The following is a 14,171-nucleotide window of genomic DNA, read 5'->3' on the forward strand; positions in this document are numbered from 1 at the left end:
AGGCGCAGCCCGGACCGGGCTGCGCCTTTCCGCGTCAGCGGCGACAATCACCGGGTGGACGCTTCGCCATCTCCAGCCGCCGCCCCGCCGCCGCCGGGCCACCGCCCCGCGCCCGGACCGCCGGGCCCGTTCCCACCGGTCTTCCCGCCGGCCCCCGTCCCCGCCTCACGGCTGCGGCGGATCGCCGGCCCGGCCGGTGTCATGGCGGGCGTCCTCGGGGCCTTCGTCCTCGTCGGCTCCGTCGACCCCAACGAACCGGGCCACTACCCGGTCTGCCCGCTGCTCCGCTTCACCGGCATCTACTGCCCCGGCTGCGGCGGGCTGCGCAGCGCGTACGCCGTCGCACACGGCGACATCGGGGCGGCGTTCGGCTCCAACGCGCTCGCCGTCATCGGCTACGGGATCTTCGCCGTGGCCTGGGTCCTGTGGATGGTCCGATCGGCCGCCGGGAGGCCCGCGCGGCTCGCGCTGAGGCCCGTCCACTGGTGGGCGGTCGGAGCCGTTCTGATGATCTTCACAGTCGTCCGGAATCTGCCGTTCGGATCGGCGCTGGCGCCGTGAATGCCCAGGTAGTGGGACATTCGTCGGCCGGATGCGGGCCCATCGGCCTCCTGCGGATACCATCGGCATGGCTGATCCTGTTCTCTTGTCACCGTCCCGGAAGGGGGCCGATCGCGTGAGTGTGCTCGACGAGATCATCGACGGCGTACGCGCCGACCTCGCAGAGCGGCAGGCGCGCGTCAGCCTCGATGAGCTGAAGGAACGCGCGGCGCGCGCCCCCCAGGCGAAGGACGGAGTCGCCGCCCTGCGCGGCGAGGGCGTGACCGTCATCTGCGAGGTAAAGCGCTCCAGCCCCTCCAAGGGGGCCCTCGCCGCCATCGCCGACCCCGCCGCACTGGCCGCGGACTACGAGGCCGGCGGCGCGTCCGTCATCTCCGTCCTCACCGAGGAACGCCGCTTCGGCGGTTCGCTCGCGGACCTGGAGGCCGTCCGCGCCAAGGTCGACATCCCGGTCCTGCGCAAGGACTTCATCGTCACCTCGTACCAGCTGTGGGAGGCACGGGCGTACGGCGCCGACCTCGCGCTGCTCATCGTCGCCGCCCTCGACCAGGAGGCCCTGGTCTCCCTCATCGAGCGCGCCGAGTCCATCGGCCTGACGCCGCTGGTCGAGGCGCACGACGAGGAGGAGGCGGAGCGTGCGGTGGACGCCGGCGCACGGATCATCGGCGTCAACGCGCGCAACCTGAAGGACCTCAAGGTCGACCGCTCCACCTTCGAGCGGGTCGCCCCCGAGATCCCCGACCGCATCGTCAAGGTCGCCGAGTCCGGTGTCCGGGGCCCGCACGACCTCATCGCCTACGCCAACGCCGGCGCCGACGCCGTGCTGGTCGGCGAGTCCCTGGTCACCGGCCGCGACCCGCGGGTCGCCGTCGCCGACCTGGTCGCCGCCGGCGCCCACCCCGCGCTCCGGCACGGACGGGGCTGAGCCCACCCGTGTCCGCCGACCGTTCCGCGCCCCGAGTCCGGCCGGGCCTGCGCCCCGCCGCGGCCGCCGGCCGGGACCCGCACGCGCCGCTGGCGCGCGGCTGCCGCCCCCGCGGCTGCCGCGCCCCCGCGCGCCGCGTGCACGGCCGGCGGGTGCGGTACGTGATCGGTGACGAACCCGGCCAGGTCAACGGCATGCGATGGCGCACGGGGTCCGCGCAGTAAGCGAGCCCCGGCCGTCGCACCCACCGCCCACCAGGCGGAACCCGCACGACCGCACCCGCCCGGCCCCCGGCCGAGGCGGCGCTCCGCTCACGGCGCAATACGGTGAATCCACGCATCCACCCATGCCATGTCGAGGAGCACACGTCGGATGTCATCTGACTTCTTCATTCCGGACCCGGACGGTCTGATCCCCAGCGCCGAGGGGTACTTCGGCGCATACGGCGGCAAGTTCATCCCCGAGGCGCTCGTCGCCGCCGTGGACGAGGTCGCCGTCGAGTACGACAAGGCGAAGGCCGACCCGGCGTTCGCCGCCGAGCTCAACGAGCTCATGGTCAACTACACCGGCCGCCCCAGCGCCCTCACCGAGGTGCCGCGCTTCGCGGAACACGCCGGCGGCGCCCGGATCTTCCTCAAGCGCGAGGACCTCAACCACACCGGCTCGCACAAGATCAACAACGTGCTCGGCCAGGCGCTCCTCACCAGGCGCATGGGCAAGACCCGCGTCATCGCGGAGACCGGGGCCGGCCAGCACGGCGTCGCCACCGCGACCGCCTGCGCGCTCTTCGGCCTCGAATGCACCATCTACATGGGTGAGATCGACACCGAGCGCCAGGCGCTCAACGTGGCGCGGATGCGGATGCTCGGCGCCGAGGTCATCGCCGTGAAGTCCGGTTCCCGCACCCTCAAGGACGCCATCAACGAGGCGTTCCGCGACTGGGTCGCCAACGTGGACCGCACGCACTACCTCTTCGGCACGGTCGCAGGCCCGCACCCCTTCCCCGCCATGGTCCGCGACTTCCACCGCGTCATCGGCGTCGAGGCCAGGCGGCAGATCCTGGAGCGGGCCGGCCGGCTGCCGGACGCCGCGGTCGCCTGCGTCGGCGGCGGCTCCAACGCCATCGGCCTCTTCCACGCCCTCATCCCGGACGAGGACGTCCGCCTCATCGGCTGCGAGCCGGCCGGCCACGGGGTGGAGACCGGCGAGCACGCGGCGACCCTGACCGAGGGCGAGCCCGGCATCCTGCACGGTTCGCGCAGCTACGTCCTCCAGGACGAGGAGGGCCAGATCACCGAGCCGTACTCCATCTCGGCCGGCCTGGACTACCCGGGCATCGGCCCGGAGCACGCCTACCTGAAGGACATCGGCCGCGGCGAGTACCGCGCGGTCACCGACGACGCGGCCATGCAGGCGCTGCGGCTGCTCTCCCGCACCGAGGGGATCATCCCGGCCATCGAGAGCGCGCACGCGCTGGCCGGGGCCCTGGAGGTCGGCAAGGAGCTCGGCAAGGACGGCCTGATCCTGGTCAACCTGTCCGGCCGGGGCGACAAGGACATGGACACGGCGGCCCGGTACTTCGGGCTGTACGAGGCCGACGCGGCCGTCGAGGCGGACGCGGCCGGCCACGGCGCCGAGATCGAGGGGGACGCCAAGTGAGCGGCAACATCGAGCTGTTGAACACCACCCTCGCCGCCGCGAAGGCCGAGGACCGGGCCGCGCTGATCGCGTACCTGCCCGCCGGCTTCCCGACCGTCGACGGCGGCATCGCTGCCGTCAAGGCGGTGGCCGCCGGTGGCGCCGACGTCGTCGAGGTGGGTCTCCCGCACAGCGACCCGGTGCTCGACGGACCGGTCATCCAGACCGCCGACGACATCGCCCTGCGCGGCGGAGTCAAGATCGCCGACGTGATGCGCACGGTCCGCGAGGCGCACGAGGCGACCGGCATCCCGATCCTGGTCATGACGTACTGGAACCCGATCGACCGCTACGGCGTCGAACGCTTCACCGCCGAGCTGGCCGAGGCGGGCGGCGCCGGGTGCATCCTGCCCGACCTGCCGGTCCAGGAGTCCGCCCTGTGGCGCGAGCACGCCGAGAAGCACGGTCTGGCGACCGTCTTCGTCGTCGCGCCGAGCAGCAAGGACGAGCGCCTCGCCACCATCACGGCGGCCGGCTCCGGCTTCGTCTACGCCGCCTCGCTGATGGGGGTCACCGGCACCCGCGTCTCGGTCGGCGAACAGGCTCAGGACCTGGTGCGCCGCACCCGCGCCACCACCGGCCTCCCGGTCTGTGTCGGCCTCGGTGTGTCCAACGCGGACCAGGCGGCCGAGGTCGCCGGCTTCGCCGACGGGGTCATCGTCGGTTCCGCCTTCGTCAAGCGGATGCTGGACGCGCCGGACGAGCAGGCCGGCCTGGCGGCCGTCCGCTCACTGGCGGCCGATCTGGCCGAGGGTGTTCGAAAGCGCTGACACCGGGCGTAACCCGAATGGGTGGACCTGGGACCGGGGAGGCACGAGAGTGCCTCCCCGGTTCGTTGCTGCGGTGTGAGCGAGAAGAACCAAGAGGGAAAAAGGGCCGCGCGAGACCGGCTGATCCAGCAGCGTGAGCAGATGAAGGCGCGGGAGCGCCGCCGCCGCACGCTGATCGTCTCGACCGCCGTGGTGGGGGTTCTCGCCCTGGCCGCCGTCGTCGGCGTGATCGCCGCGAACAGCGGCGGCAAGGGTGACAAGGACAAGGCGTCGGGTCCCGCCGTCGCACCGTCGGGCGCGACCGGCAAGGACAGCCTCGCCATCCAGGTGGGAGCGGACGACGCCCCGTCCACGCTCACGATCTGGGAGGACTTCCGCTGCCCGGTCTGCGCCCAGTTCGAGAACGCGTTCCGGGACACGATCCACCAGTTGGAGCAGAGCAAGCAGCTCAAGGTCGAGTACCACCTCGCCACGCTGATCGACGGCAATCTCGGCGGCAGCGGCTCCCTCAAGGCAGCCAACGCGGCGGCCTGCGCCCAGGACGTGGGCAAGTTCTCCGCGTACCACGACATCCTGTACCGCAACCAGCCGCAGGAGTCCGACGACGCCTTCGGCGACAACAGCAAGCTGATCGACCTGTCCAAGAAGGTCGAGGGCCTCGATACCCCCGCCTTCCGCAGCTGTGTCGAGGACGGCACGCACGACAGCTGGGTCCAGAAGTCCGACAAGGCGTTCCGCGACGGCGGCTTCCAGGGCACGCCGACGGCGCTGCTCAACGGTGTGTCGATCTTCCCCAAGAAGGGGAACGAACCCATCACCGTCGCCAACCTGAAGAAGTGGGTCGCGGAGGCCAACAAGGGCAAGGGCGCGGGCACGGCCACCCCCGCCCCGTCCGGGTCCTGAGCGGCGGAAACCTGGGGAATCGATGACCCGCTCGTTACCCAGACGTTGTCGGGCGGGTTGCCGCACCTCCCGCCCGGCAAGGTAGCGTCGACCCTGTCATGGACCTTGCCTACATTCCCAGCCCGTCGACCGGCGTGATCGATCTCGGCCCGATCCCGCTTCGCGGCTACGCGTTCTGCATCATCATCGGTGTGTTTGTCGCCGTCTGGCTCGGCAACAAGCGCTGGATCGCCCGAGGGGGCAGAGCCGGCACCGTCGCCGACATCGCCGTCTGGGCGGTGCCCTTCGGCCTCGTCGGCGGGAGGCTCTACCACGTCATCACCGACTACCAGCTGTACTTCAGCGACGGTGAGGACTGGGTCGACGCCTTCAAGATCTGGCAGGGCGGCCTCGGTATCTGGGGTGCGATCGCGCTGGGCGCGGTCGGTGCCTGGATCGGCTGCCGCCGCCGTGGGATCCCGCTGCCGGCCTGGGCCGACGCGCTCGCCCCCGGTATCGCCGTCGCCCAGGCCTGCGGCCGCTGGGGCAACTGGTTCAACCAGGAGCTGTACGGCCGGGAGACCGACGTCCCGTGGGCGCTGAAGATCAGCGAGGGCCCCAACCGGGTGGCGGGTACCTACCACCCGACGTTCCTGTACGAGTCGCTGTGGTGCATCGGTGTGGCCCTCCTGGTGATCTGGGCGGACCGCCGGTTCAAGCTCGGGCACGGGCGGGCGTTCGCGCTGTACGTCGCCTCCTACTGCGCCGGCCGCGCGTGGATCGAGTACATGCGCGTGGATGAGGCCCACCACATCCTGGGTCTTCGCCTGAACGTGTGGACCGCGCTGATCGTGTTCGTGCTGGCCGTGGTCTACATGGTGATCTCGGCGAAGGTACGGCCGGGTCGCGAGGAGATCGTGGAGCCGGAGGCGGCGGAGACGCCGGACGCGGTCGAGGCCGGGGACGCCGGTGAGGCGAAGGCCGACGACGCGAAGGCCGACGAGGCGAAGGCCGATGCGGCGAAGGCCGACGACGCCGCGGTCGAGGCCGATGCGGTGGATGCGTCCGACGCGTCCGAGGCTTCGGAGACGAAGGACGCGGCGGAGACGGCCAAGGGCTGATACCGCCGCGACGACGAGGAGGGGCCGCCGGATCATCCGGCGGCCCCTCCTCGTTCTGTGCGCCGCGAGCGTGGCGCCGGGCCTTGTCCTCAATCGCCGGACGGGCTTGAACGCTTTTGCAGGCTTGCCCGGCAGAGCCAGAAACCAACGACAACCCGGCAACCCGGCAACCCCAGCCCGTCCGGCGATTGAGGACGAAGCGTTGCGCCCGGGGCTCCGGCTCAGCGGGGGCCGGCCACCACCGTGCGCCCGGCCAGGGCGAGCGTGCGGTGGGCCGAGGCCACCACCGCCGCGTCCACGAAGCGGCCGTCCGGCAGGGCCAGCGCGCCCGCCTCCGTCCGGGCCGCCTCGACGATCTCCTGGGCCGCCTCGATCTCCTGCGGCGTCGGCCGGAACGCCCGTTCGATCACCGGGAGCTGCCGGGGGTGGATCGCCGCCCGGCCCAGGAAGCCCAGCGCCCGGCCGTGCGCGCAGGACGCCCACAGGCCGTCCAGGTCCCGGACGTCCGGGAACACCGACTGGGTCGGCGGGGCCAGCCCGGCCGCCCGCGCCGCGACCACCGCCCGGCTGCGCGACCAGTCGAGCCCCGTGTCGTCCCGCACCCCCAGATCGGCCCGCAGATCCGCCTCGCCCAGCGCGATGGATCTGACCTGCGGATGGGCGGCGGCCACCGAGTACGCGTGCTCGATGCCGAGCGCCGACTCCAACAGCGGGCAGAGCGCGACCCCGGGGGCCAGCGCCGCGATGTGATGGACGGAGGCCGCGTGGGTGATCTTCGGCAGCCGCAGTTCCGCCAGGCCCGGCAGCCCGGCCAGGGCCGTGACGTCGGTCTCGGTGTGGACCCGGACATGGAGCGGCGCCGCGTCGGCGTCCGCAGGTTCGGCGAGAAGTTCGGCGGTGGCCGCCCGCGCGTACTCCTTGCGGTCGGGGGCGACCGCGTCCTCCAGGTCCACGATCACCACGTCCGCCCCCGAAGCGCGGGCCTTGCGCACCACGTCCGGCCGGTCCCCGGGGACGTACAGCCAGGTGAGGGGGATCGCCGGGATCACAGGACCCGCTCCGCCCGCAGCGCCGAGATCTCCGCGCCGCTCAGACCGAGCCCGGTGAGGATCTCCTCGGTGTCCGCCCCGTGCGGCCGTCCCGCCCAGCGGATCGCCCCGGGCGTCGCGGAGAGCCGGAAGAGGACGTTCTGCATCCGCAGCGGCCCCAGCTCGGGGTCGTCGATCTCGGTCACGGAGTCCAGCGCCCGGTACTGCGGGTCCTCCATCACATCGCGGATGTCGTGGACCGGCGCGATGGCCGCCTCCGCCTTCTCGAACGCGGAGACCGCGTCGTCCCTGGTGTGGCGGGCGATCCAGTTGCCGACCGCCTCGTCGAGCTCCTCGCAGTGCTCGGCGCGGGTGGTGCCGGAGCCGAACCACGGTTCGTCGATCAGCTCTGCCCGTCCCACCAGGCGCATCACCCGCTCCGCGACGGACTGCGCCGAGGTGGAGACGGCGACCCACTGCCCGTCCGAGGTGCGGTAGGTGTTGCGCGGGGCGTTGTTGCGCGAACGGTTGCCGGTGCGCGGCTGTACGTAACCGAGCTGGTCGTACCAGAGCGGCTGCGGGCCGAGCACCGTCAGGATCGGTTCGATGATCGCCAGGTCGACGACCTGGCCCTCACCGGTGCGCTCCCGCCCGGCCAGCGCGGTCATCACCGCGAAGGCCGTGGCGATCGCCGCGATCGAGTCGGCCAGACCGAACGGCGGCAGCGTTGGCGGCCCGTCCGGCTCCCCGGTGATCGCCGCGAATCCGCTCATCGCCTCCGCGAGGGTGCCGAAGCCGGGCCGGTGCGCGTACGGGCCGAACTGGCCGAAGCCCGTGACCCGGGCCAGCACCAGCCGTGGGTTGACGGCGTGCAGTTCCTCCCAGCCGAGGCCCCACCGCTCCAGCGTGCCCGGCCGGAAGTTCTCGATGATGACGTCGGTGTCGGCGGCGAGCCGGAGCAGGATGTCGCGGCCGCCGTCCCCGGAGAGATCGAGGGTCATGGTGCGCTTGTTGCGGCCGAGCAGCTTCCACCACAGCCCGATGCCGTCCTTCGTCGGGCCGTGGCCCCGGGACGGGTCGGGGCGGCCCGGATGCTCGACCTTGATCACGTCGGCGCCGTAGTCACCGAGCATGGTGGCGCACAGCGGCCCGGCGAAGAGCGTGGCGAGGTCGATGACCCGCAGTCCGGTCAGCGGCGCTGCCGCCTGCCCGCTCACGCGGCGTCGATTTCGCTGCGGTACGGCATGGACGTCGAGGCGCCGGGCTTCTGTACGCAGAGCGCGGCGGCCGCGGAGGCCCAGGCGACGGCCTGCGGCACCGGCCGGCCCTCACCGATCGCCACCGCGAGCGTGCCGACGAAGGTGTCGCCGGCGCCCGTGGTGTCGACGGCATAGACATCGGGGGCGGGGAAGTGGACGGCCGTGCTGCCCCGGGCCGCGTACAGGCAGCCCTTCGAGCCGAGCGTGATCAGGACCGCGGGGACCTGGCTGAGCAGGACCTCCGCCGCCGCGTGCGGTTCGGCGTGCCCGGACAGCTCGGCCGCCTCGTGCTCATTGGGGATCAGCAGGTCGACACAGTCCAGGAGTTCGCCGGGAAGTTCCTGCACGGGGGACGGGGTGAGGATCACCCGTACGCCCTGGGCGTGACCGGCCCGCGCACCCTCGATCACTGCGGACATCGGCAGCTCCAGCTGGAGCAGCAGCAGATCGGCCTCCGCGACGGCGGCGATCTCGCCCGGACCGAGCGCGGTGACGGCGCCGTTCGCTCCGGGGATGACGACGATGGCGTTGGAGCCCTTGGCGTCCACCACGATGTGCGCGGTACCGCTGGGGCCCTCGGCGGTGTGCAGCAGATCGGTGTCGACGCCCGAGTGCTCCAGGTTCTCCCGCAGCCGGAGGCCGTACTCGTCGTTGCCGACGGCGCCGATCATCATCACATCGCCGCCCGCGCGGGCGGCGGCGACGGCCTGGTTGGCGCCCTTGCCGCCGGGGACGGTGCGGAACTCCGTTCCGGTGACGGTCTGTCCGCGCTCCGGGGCCCGGTCGACGTAGGCCACGAGGTCCATATTGGTGCTGCCGAGCACCGCGACTCTGGTCATGGGCACACTGCCTCCTGGTGGGTGAGCCGGTGGGTCAGGTCGGCGAGGGTGTCGAAGCCGACCGAGTCGAAACCGGGTACGGACGTGGCGAGGCGGTTCTTCAGCGGGGTGGTCCACCGGTCGGGCAGCGCCTCGGGCCGTGCGGCCAGCAGTCCGGCCAGCGAACCGGCGGTCGCCCCGTTGGAGTCGGTGTCCCAGCCGCCGGACACCGAACGGCAGATGGAGCCGGAGAAGTCGCCGTCGGCATGGGTGAGCGCGGCGGCGAGCAGTGCCGCGTTGGGCAGCACGTGCACCCAGTGGTAGCGGCCGTACGTGGCGTGGAGGCGGTCGACGACGGTGTCGAAGCCGGCCGCGTCGTGGCCGGCGTCGATCCCGTCCCGTACCGCGCGGGCGAACCGCGAGCGCGGTGGTACGACCCTGAGCCCGGCGGCCAGGCAGCCGTGCACGTCGGCCTCGCCGCCGGCCGCCTCGGCCAGTGCGGCGGCGGTGAACATGGCGCCGTACACACCGTTCCCGGTGTGCGTGAGGACGGCGTCCCGGTGGGCCTGCTCCGCCGCCCCGGCCGGGTCGCCGGGGTGGGTCCAGCCGTGCACGTCGGCCCGGATCTGCGCGCCGATCCACTCCCGGAACGGATTGCGGTACCGGGCGGTCTCCGGCGGCTCGACGCCGTCCAGCAGATTGCGGTACGCGACCCGCTCGGCGGTGAACGTCCGGCCCGCCGGCAGTTCGTCCAGCCAGAGCCGGGCGAGGTCGGCGGTGGTGAACGAGCGGCCGTGGCGCCGGAGCAGCAGCAGGGTGAGGAGGGGGTGGTTGAGGTCGTCGTCCTCCGGCATCCCGTCGATGTTCTCCGCGAGTGAGGTGGCTGCGGAGCGCCGGTTCCAGGGGTAGGTGGCGGCCAGCCCGGGGGGCAGCCCTCTGGCGGTGAACCAGGTGTTCAGCGGCCAGTTCCCGGTGGCGCGGGCCAGCGCGCGGATGCCCTCCAGCGGCAGCTTCTCGACCGGCTTCCCGAGCAGGCAGCCCGCAGCCCGGCCCAGCCAGGCCGCGTGCAGCCGCTCGCGGTCCACGCCCGAGGCGGCCGTGCGGGGGAGCGGCCAGTGCGGGCAGGCGGACCGGATCGCGTCCAGGCCGGTCGGCTCGTCCTCGGCCAACGGTGATTCCAGCAGGGCGAGTTCGTCCAGCAGACGCCCGGCGACCGCGCGCAGTTCCGGGGCGGCGGGGTGCTCGGAGGCGCCCGCGCGGTCCGGGGCGGGCGAGCCGCCGGCCTCGTACCACCGGCGCTCGATGTCCCGGGCGTCGCGCCCGTCCTCGGCGGCCTGCCGCAGCTCGTGCCCGACCAGGTCCTCCGGCTGTACCCAGGTGGCCCGCAGGGTGGCGGTCACGGTGTGCCCGCCAGCGCGGCGAAGGCGCTCTCGTGGCTGCGGCGGCCGGCCGTGTCGTGCGCGAACACCTCGCGGGCGACCTCCGCCAGGGTCCGGGCCGGGGCGCGCAGATCGAGGCGGCTGGCTGTCGCGACCGTGCTCACCCAGTCGGCGGGGATCGCGCGCTCGCCGTGCAGCGCGCCCGCGACGGCGCCGCTCATGGTGGCGATGGAGTCGCAGTCCCGCCCGTAGTTGACCGACCCCAGCACGGTGCGCCGGTAGTCCCCGTCCCCGACGAGCAGCATGCCGAGCGCGACGGGGAGTTCCTCGATGGAGTGCAGCCGGGACGGGCGGCGGGCGCCGAGCGAGGGGGCCCGGTAGTCGGGGCCGACGGTGTCGAAGGGGGCGACGGCCTCCCGCAGCGGGGCCAGGGCGGACTCGAAGTCGCGGTACCCGGACGCTGTTTCGCACACCGCCTCGATGGCGGACCGGGTGCCGTCCTTGGCGAGCGACAGGCAGGTCTCGACGACCGAGGCGGGCGTGGCCCCGGGTGCGCAGGCGGCGGCGACGGCGGCCGCGAAGACCCCGGCCGCCTCCCTGCCGTACGAGGACTGGTGGGCGCCCGCGACGTCCAGCGCCTCGGCGTAAGCGGCCTGCGGATGGGCGGCGTTCACCAGCCCGACCGGCGCCATGTACATCGCCGCGCCGCAGTTGACGATGTTCCCGGAGCCGGCCTCGCGCGGGTCGACGTGGCCGTAGTGCAGCCGGGCGACGATCCACTTCTCGGCGAGGAAGATCCGCTGGAGCGGCAGCGCCTCGGCCTCCAGCTCCGGAATCCAGCGGGGGTTCGAGATCAGTTCCGGCACGAGGTGCTCGGCGACCGAGTACGCGTCGAGGTGGCCGCGCACCTTCCCGTAGACCCGGACCAGCGCATGGGTCATCAGGGTGTCGTCGGTGACGTGCCCGTCGCCCTTGTGGTAGGGGGCGATGGGGCGGGCGGTGCGCCAGTCGTCGCCGTCCCAGGGACCGACGACGCCGGTGATCCGCCCGCCGTGACGGGCCACGATCTGCTCGGGGGGCCGTCCCTCGACCGGGCCGCCGAGCGCGTCGCCGACGGCGGCGCCGACGAGCGCGCCCGCGATCCGTTCATCGAGAGTGGGCGCCGTGGGTGTCGTGGGCGGTGCGGACCTCGTGGGCGCCGTCGGCGCTGTGGATGTCATGTCCGAATTGTCCACCCGAGGGTGCCGGTTCCGTGTCTGCCAGCAGCCCGGCGAGTTCCATCAGATCGGTGCCCGCGAAACGGGGCAGCGCGCACCCCGCCAGGGTGCGGCAGGCCTCGCGCCAGCCGTCCGGCACGGTGGCGATGCCCCCGAGCGCGCCCGTCAGCGCACCGGCCAGGGCCGGCGCCGAATCGGCGACCCGGGACAGGCAGGCGGCGGACGGTACGGCCTGAGCGATCTCGCCGCGGGCCGCGGTGGCCAGGGCCAGGGCGACCGGGACGGTCTCGGCCGCGGCGATCCCGTAGCTGTAGACGTGGTCCACGATCTGGTGCTCCAGCACCGGGACGAGGGCGAAGGCGCCGGCCGCCTCGCCGGCGAAGTCGCGGGCGATCCGGACCGCGTGGGCGGCGTTGCGGGCGATCTCGGTGCCCTCGGGGAGCTGGGCCAGCGCGGCGTTCACCGCCGTGTCCACGTCGGCCCCGCCGAGCGCCGCCGCGATCGCGGCCGCCGTCGCCCGCGCACCGTGTACCCCGTCGCCGTCCTGGGTGTAGCGCGCGTCGAACTCCGCGAGATCGGCCGCAGCCGCCGGGTCGCCGGGGTGGACGACGGCCAGGACGGCGGCCCGCACGCAGGCCGCGTCGTCGAAGTAGTGCGGGTTGTCGTGGCCGGTGGCGGGCGGGCGCAGTCCGGCGGCGAGGTTGCCGAGCCCGGCCCGGACCGAGATCCGGGCCCGCAGCGGCAGCACCGCCGACTCGACCTCGGGCGCCCGTGCGGCGGCCGCGGCGACCTCGGCGGCCAGCGCGTTCCAGGCGACGTCCACCGCGGCCCGCATCCGGCTCCCGGCGGAGAGGCCGTGCAGCGGGCCCGCCGCCGAGGTCAGCACGGTCCCGGCCGCGAACGCCGCCCATTCGGCGTCGTCGGACGGGCCGAGCCGCAGTGGCTCGGGCGGCTGGTTCAGGGCGATGGGGACGGGCAGGGTGGTGGTCGCGTTCTGCTCGGCGAAGGTGTCCAGCTCGCGGGTGAGGCGACGGGTCCACTCCGGCATCCGGGCCGCCCGGTGCCGTGCGGCCGGCCATCCGGCGGCGTCCCCGGCGGCCAGCCCGAGCAGCAGCCCCTCGATCCGGGCGCGGCGGGTGGTCCCGGTCATGGCCGCACCGCCGGCGCGCAGGTGCGGAGGTCCCGGTGCCCGGCGTCGTCGCCGGCGCTCCCACCGGGCGGGGGCGTCCCGTCGCCGGGGCCGGGGCCGGGGGGCCGCTGGGCGTCCCGTTCGTCCGGATCGGCCGGGGTGAGCAGTTCCGCGATGTCCAGGACGTGGTGGCCGCGCATCGAGGGGAGGCAGCTGCCCCGGACCGGGCCGATCGCGTCGGCCCAGTGCGCGGGGATGGCCGAGGCCCCGTGCAGCGCCCCGGCGAGCGCGCCCGCCACCGCGGCCGTGGTGTCGGCGTCGCGGCCCATGTTGACCGCGGTCAGCACCGCCGTGCGGAAGTCTCCGCGCGCCGCGGCGAACGCCCCGAAGGCCAGCCCGACCGCCTCGGGGGCCAGGTCCGTCCAGGGGTAGCCGCCGACGACGACGGCCGAGCGCACCGCGCGTTCCATGGAAAGCCGGTCGGGGTACGGGCGCTGGGCGGCGGTCACCGCGCGGCGCAGCGAACGCGCCGTCCAGGAGTCCATCGGTACGACGGAGAGCGCGGCGGCGATCACGGAGGTGACCCCGGACCCCGTCATGGCGGCCGCGACCCCGGCCGCCACCGCCTGGCCACCGTAGATGCCCTCGCCCTCGTGGCTGACCCGGCCGTCCACCGCGACCAGCCGGGCCGCCTCGGCGGGCCGGCCCGCGGCGAAGACCCCGAACGGCGCCGCCCGCATCGCCAGCCCGTCGCTCCAGGCGTGCCGGTGCTGGGCGGAGATCGGGGCGGCCAGTCCCCGGCGCAGGTTCTCCAGCGTGCCGCGCTCGCTGAAGCCGGCGCCCCGGAAGGGCCCCTCGTCCAGGTCCGCGATCCACAGCCGCCAGGCCCGCTCGACGTGGGTCACGGTGAGCGCCGAGCCGTGCCGGGCCAGCAGCAGTCCGGAGAAGATCGCGTACTCGGTGTCGTCGGTGCCCGCCGGGTCGTCGCTCACGAAGCCCTCGATCCGGCCCCAGCGGCGGCGGATCTCGGAGGGCCGCATGTTCTCCGCGGGGGCGCCCAGCGCGTCGCCGACCGCGAGGCCGAGGAGCGAGCCCCTGGCCCGGTCGGCCGGGCCGCCCCGGACCGTTTCGCCGGGGGCCGGTGCCCCTCGGACCGCCGCCCGCGTGCCGCCCGCCCGCGGTCCTGCCGGATTTCCTGCGATCAGCTCCATCGCGTCGACCCTTCGCTCGTACCGAGCCAGTTCTCGTACCTGTGGGATCTGTGCCACGCGGAGACAGGACAGAGGCCGTTAATCACAACAAAAGGGCCACTCGGATGACGGCCTTCGGACAGCAAGGCAAGCCGTACCTATGTGGTCACGGACAGTGGTAAGTACGGCCTTCC

14 protein-coding genes are annotated in these 14,171 nt (G+C 73.7%); 7 read left to right on the forward strand and 7 right to left on the reverse strand.

Annotation, left to right across the window (positions count from 1 at the left end; all coding sequences use genetic code 11):
• The first annotated feature begins 54 nt into the window (after positions 1–54).
• From EDD93_RS21065 to lgt, 7 genes are all read left to right on the forward strand, one after another.
• On the forward strand, positions 55–561 hold the full coding sequence (locus tag EDD93_RS21065) for a DUF2752 domain-containing protein (RefSeq protein WP_185092397.1): 507 nt from the start codon (positions 55–57) through the stop codon (positions 559–561).
• A 115-nt stretch (positions 562–676) separates the two neighbouring features.
• A complete protein-coding gene (gene trpC, locus EDD93_RS21070; RefSeq protein WP_123526624.1) occupies positions 677–1,486 on the forward strand; it encodes an indole-3-glycerol phosphate synthase TrpC in 810 nt (269 codons plus the stop codon).
• A 47-nt stretch (positions 1,487–1,533) separates the two neighbouring features.
• On the forward strand, positions 1,534–1,710 hold the full coding sequence (trpM, locus tag EDD93_RS40285) for a tryptophan biosynthesis modulator TrpM (protein WP_123527900.1): 177 nt from the start codon (positions 1,534–1,536) through the stop codon (positions 1,708–1,710).
• Between the two features lie 148 nt (positions 1,711–1,858).
• Positions 1,859–3,145 (forward strand): tryptophan synthase subunit beta, encoded by a 1,287-nt coding sequence (trpB, locus tag EDD93_RS21080; RefSeq protein ID WP_123526625.1) that lies wholly within the window; start codon positions 1,859–1,861, stop codon positions 3,143–3,145.
• Positions 3,142–3,954 carry a tryptophan synthase subunit alpha gene (trpA, locus tag EDD93_RS21085; RefSeq protein WP_123526626.1) on the forward strand — a complete coding sequence of 271 codons (813 nt, stop codon included), beginning with the start codon at positions 3,142–3,144 and terminating at the stop codon, positions 3,952–3,954. Before trpB ends, trpA begins: the two co-directional genes overlap by 4 nt.
• A gap of 75 nt (positions 3,955–4,029) precedes the next feature.
• Positions 4,030–4,857 (forward strand): thioredoxin domain-containing protein, encoded by an 828-nt coding sequence (locus EDD93_RS21090; protein ID WP_123526627.1) that lies wholly within the window; start codon positions 4,030–4,032, stop codon positions 4,855–4,857.
• A 98-nt stretch (positions 4,858–4,955) separates the two neighbouring features.
• A complete protein-coding gene (lgt, locus tag EDD93_RS21095) occupies positions 4,956–5,957 on the forward strand; it encodes a prolipoprotein diacylglyceryl transferase (protein WP_123526628.1) in 1,002 nt (333 codons plus the stop codon).
• A 221-nt stretch (positions 5,958–6,178) separates the two neighbouring features.
• Here lgt and EDD93_RS21100 read toward each other — a convergent pair whose 3' ends face one another.
• The 7 genes from EDD93_RS21100 to EDD93_RS21130 are packed head-to-tail and all read right to left on the reverse strand — an operon-like array spanning position 6,179 to position 13,998.
• A complete protein-coding gene (locus EDD93_RS21100; protein WP_123526629.1) occupies positions 6,179–7,006 on the reverse strand; it encodes a CoA ester lyase in 828 nt (275 codons plus the stop codon).
• Positions 7,003–8,202 carry a CaiB/BaiF CoA-transferase family protein gene (locus EDD93_RS21105; RefSeq protein ID WP_123526630.1) on the reverse strand — a complete coding sequence of 400 codons (1,200 nt, stop codon included), beginning with the start codon at positions 8,200–8,202 and terminating at the stop codon, positions 7,003–7,005. Before EDD93_RS21105 ends, EDD93_RS21100 begins: the two co-directional genes overlap by 4 nt.
• Complete coding sequence (rbsK, locus tag EDD93_RS21110) at positions 8,199–9,083, reverse strand: ribokinase (RefSeq protein ID WP_123526631.1); 885 nt, start codon at positions 9,081–9,083, stop codon at positions 8,199–8,201. The genes EDD93_RS21105 and rbsK overlap by 4 nt, the downstream gene beginning before the upstream one ends.
• Positions 9,080–10,462 (reverse strand): ADP-ribosylglycohydrolase family protein, encoded by a 1,383-nt coding sequence (locus EDD93_RS21115; protein WP_123526632.1) that lies wholly within the window; start codon positions 10,460–10,462, stop codon positions 9,080–9,082. Before EDD93_RS21115 ends, rbsK begins: the two co-directional genes overlap by 4 nt.
• Positions 10,459–11,661: an ADP-ribosylglycohydrolase family protein gene (locus EDD93_RS21120; RefSeq protein ID WP_123526633.1), complete on the reverse strand. Its 1,203-nt coding sequence runs from the start codon at positions 11,659–11,661 to the stop codon at positions 10,459–10,461. Before EDD93_RS21120 ends, EDD93_RS21115 begins: the two co-directional genes overlap by 4 nt.
• Positions 11,588–12,808, reverse strand: a complete 1,221-nt coding sequence (locus EDD93_RS21125; protein ID WP_123526634.1) for an ADP-ribosylglycohydrolase family protein — start codon at positions 12,806–12,808, stop codon at positions 11,588–11,590. Before EDD93_RS21125 ends, EDD93_RS21120 begins: the two co-directional genes overlap by 74 nt.
• A complete protein-coding gene (locus tag EDD93_RS21130) occupies positions 12,805–13,998 on the reverse strand; it encodes an ADP-ribosylglycohydrolase family protein (RefSeq protein ID WP_260255938.1) in 1,194 nt (397 codons plus the stop codon). The genes EDD93_RS21125 and EDD93_RS21130 overlap by 4 nt, the downstream gene beginning before the upstream one ends.
• Between the last annotated feature and the right edge of the window lie 173 nt (positions 13,999–14,171).

It is taken from the genome of Streptomyces sp. 840.1 (genome assembly GCF_003751445.1).
In the GTDB taxonomy this organism is placed as follows: Bacteria; Actinomycetota; Actinomycetes; order Streptomycetales; family Streptomycetaceae; genus Streptomyces.

Excerpts from the sequence above, each read along its gene's own strand:
- rbsK (WP_123526631.1), bottom strand. The coding sequence starts at position 9,083 with ATGACCAGAGTCGCGGTGCTCGGCAGCACCAATATGGACCTCGTGGCC.
- trpB (WP_123526625.1), top strand. The coding sequence starts at position 1,859 with ATGTCATCTGACTTCTTCATTCCGGACCCGGACGGTCTGATCCCCAGC.
- EDD93_RS21130 (WP_260255938.1), bottom strand. The coding sequence starts at position 13,998 with ATGGAGCTGATCGCAGGAAATCCGGCAGGACCGCGGGCGGGCGGCACG.
- lgt (WP_123526628.1), top strand. The coding sequence starts at position 4,956 with ATGGACCTTGCCTACATTCCCAGCCCGTCGACCGGCGTGATCGATCTC.
- EDD93_RS21125 (WP_123526634.1), bottom strand. The coding sequence starts at position 12,808 with ATGACCGGGACCACCCGCCGCGCCCGGATCGAGGGGCTGCTGCTCGGG.
- EDD93_RS21120 (WP_123526633.1), bottom strand. The coding sequence starts at position 11,661 with ATGACATCCACAGCGCCGACGGCGCCCACGAGGTCCGCACCGCCCACG.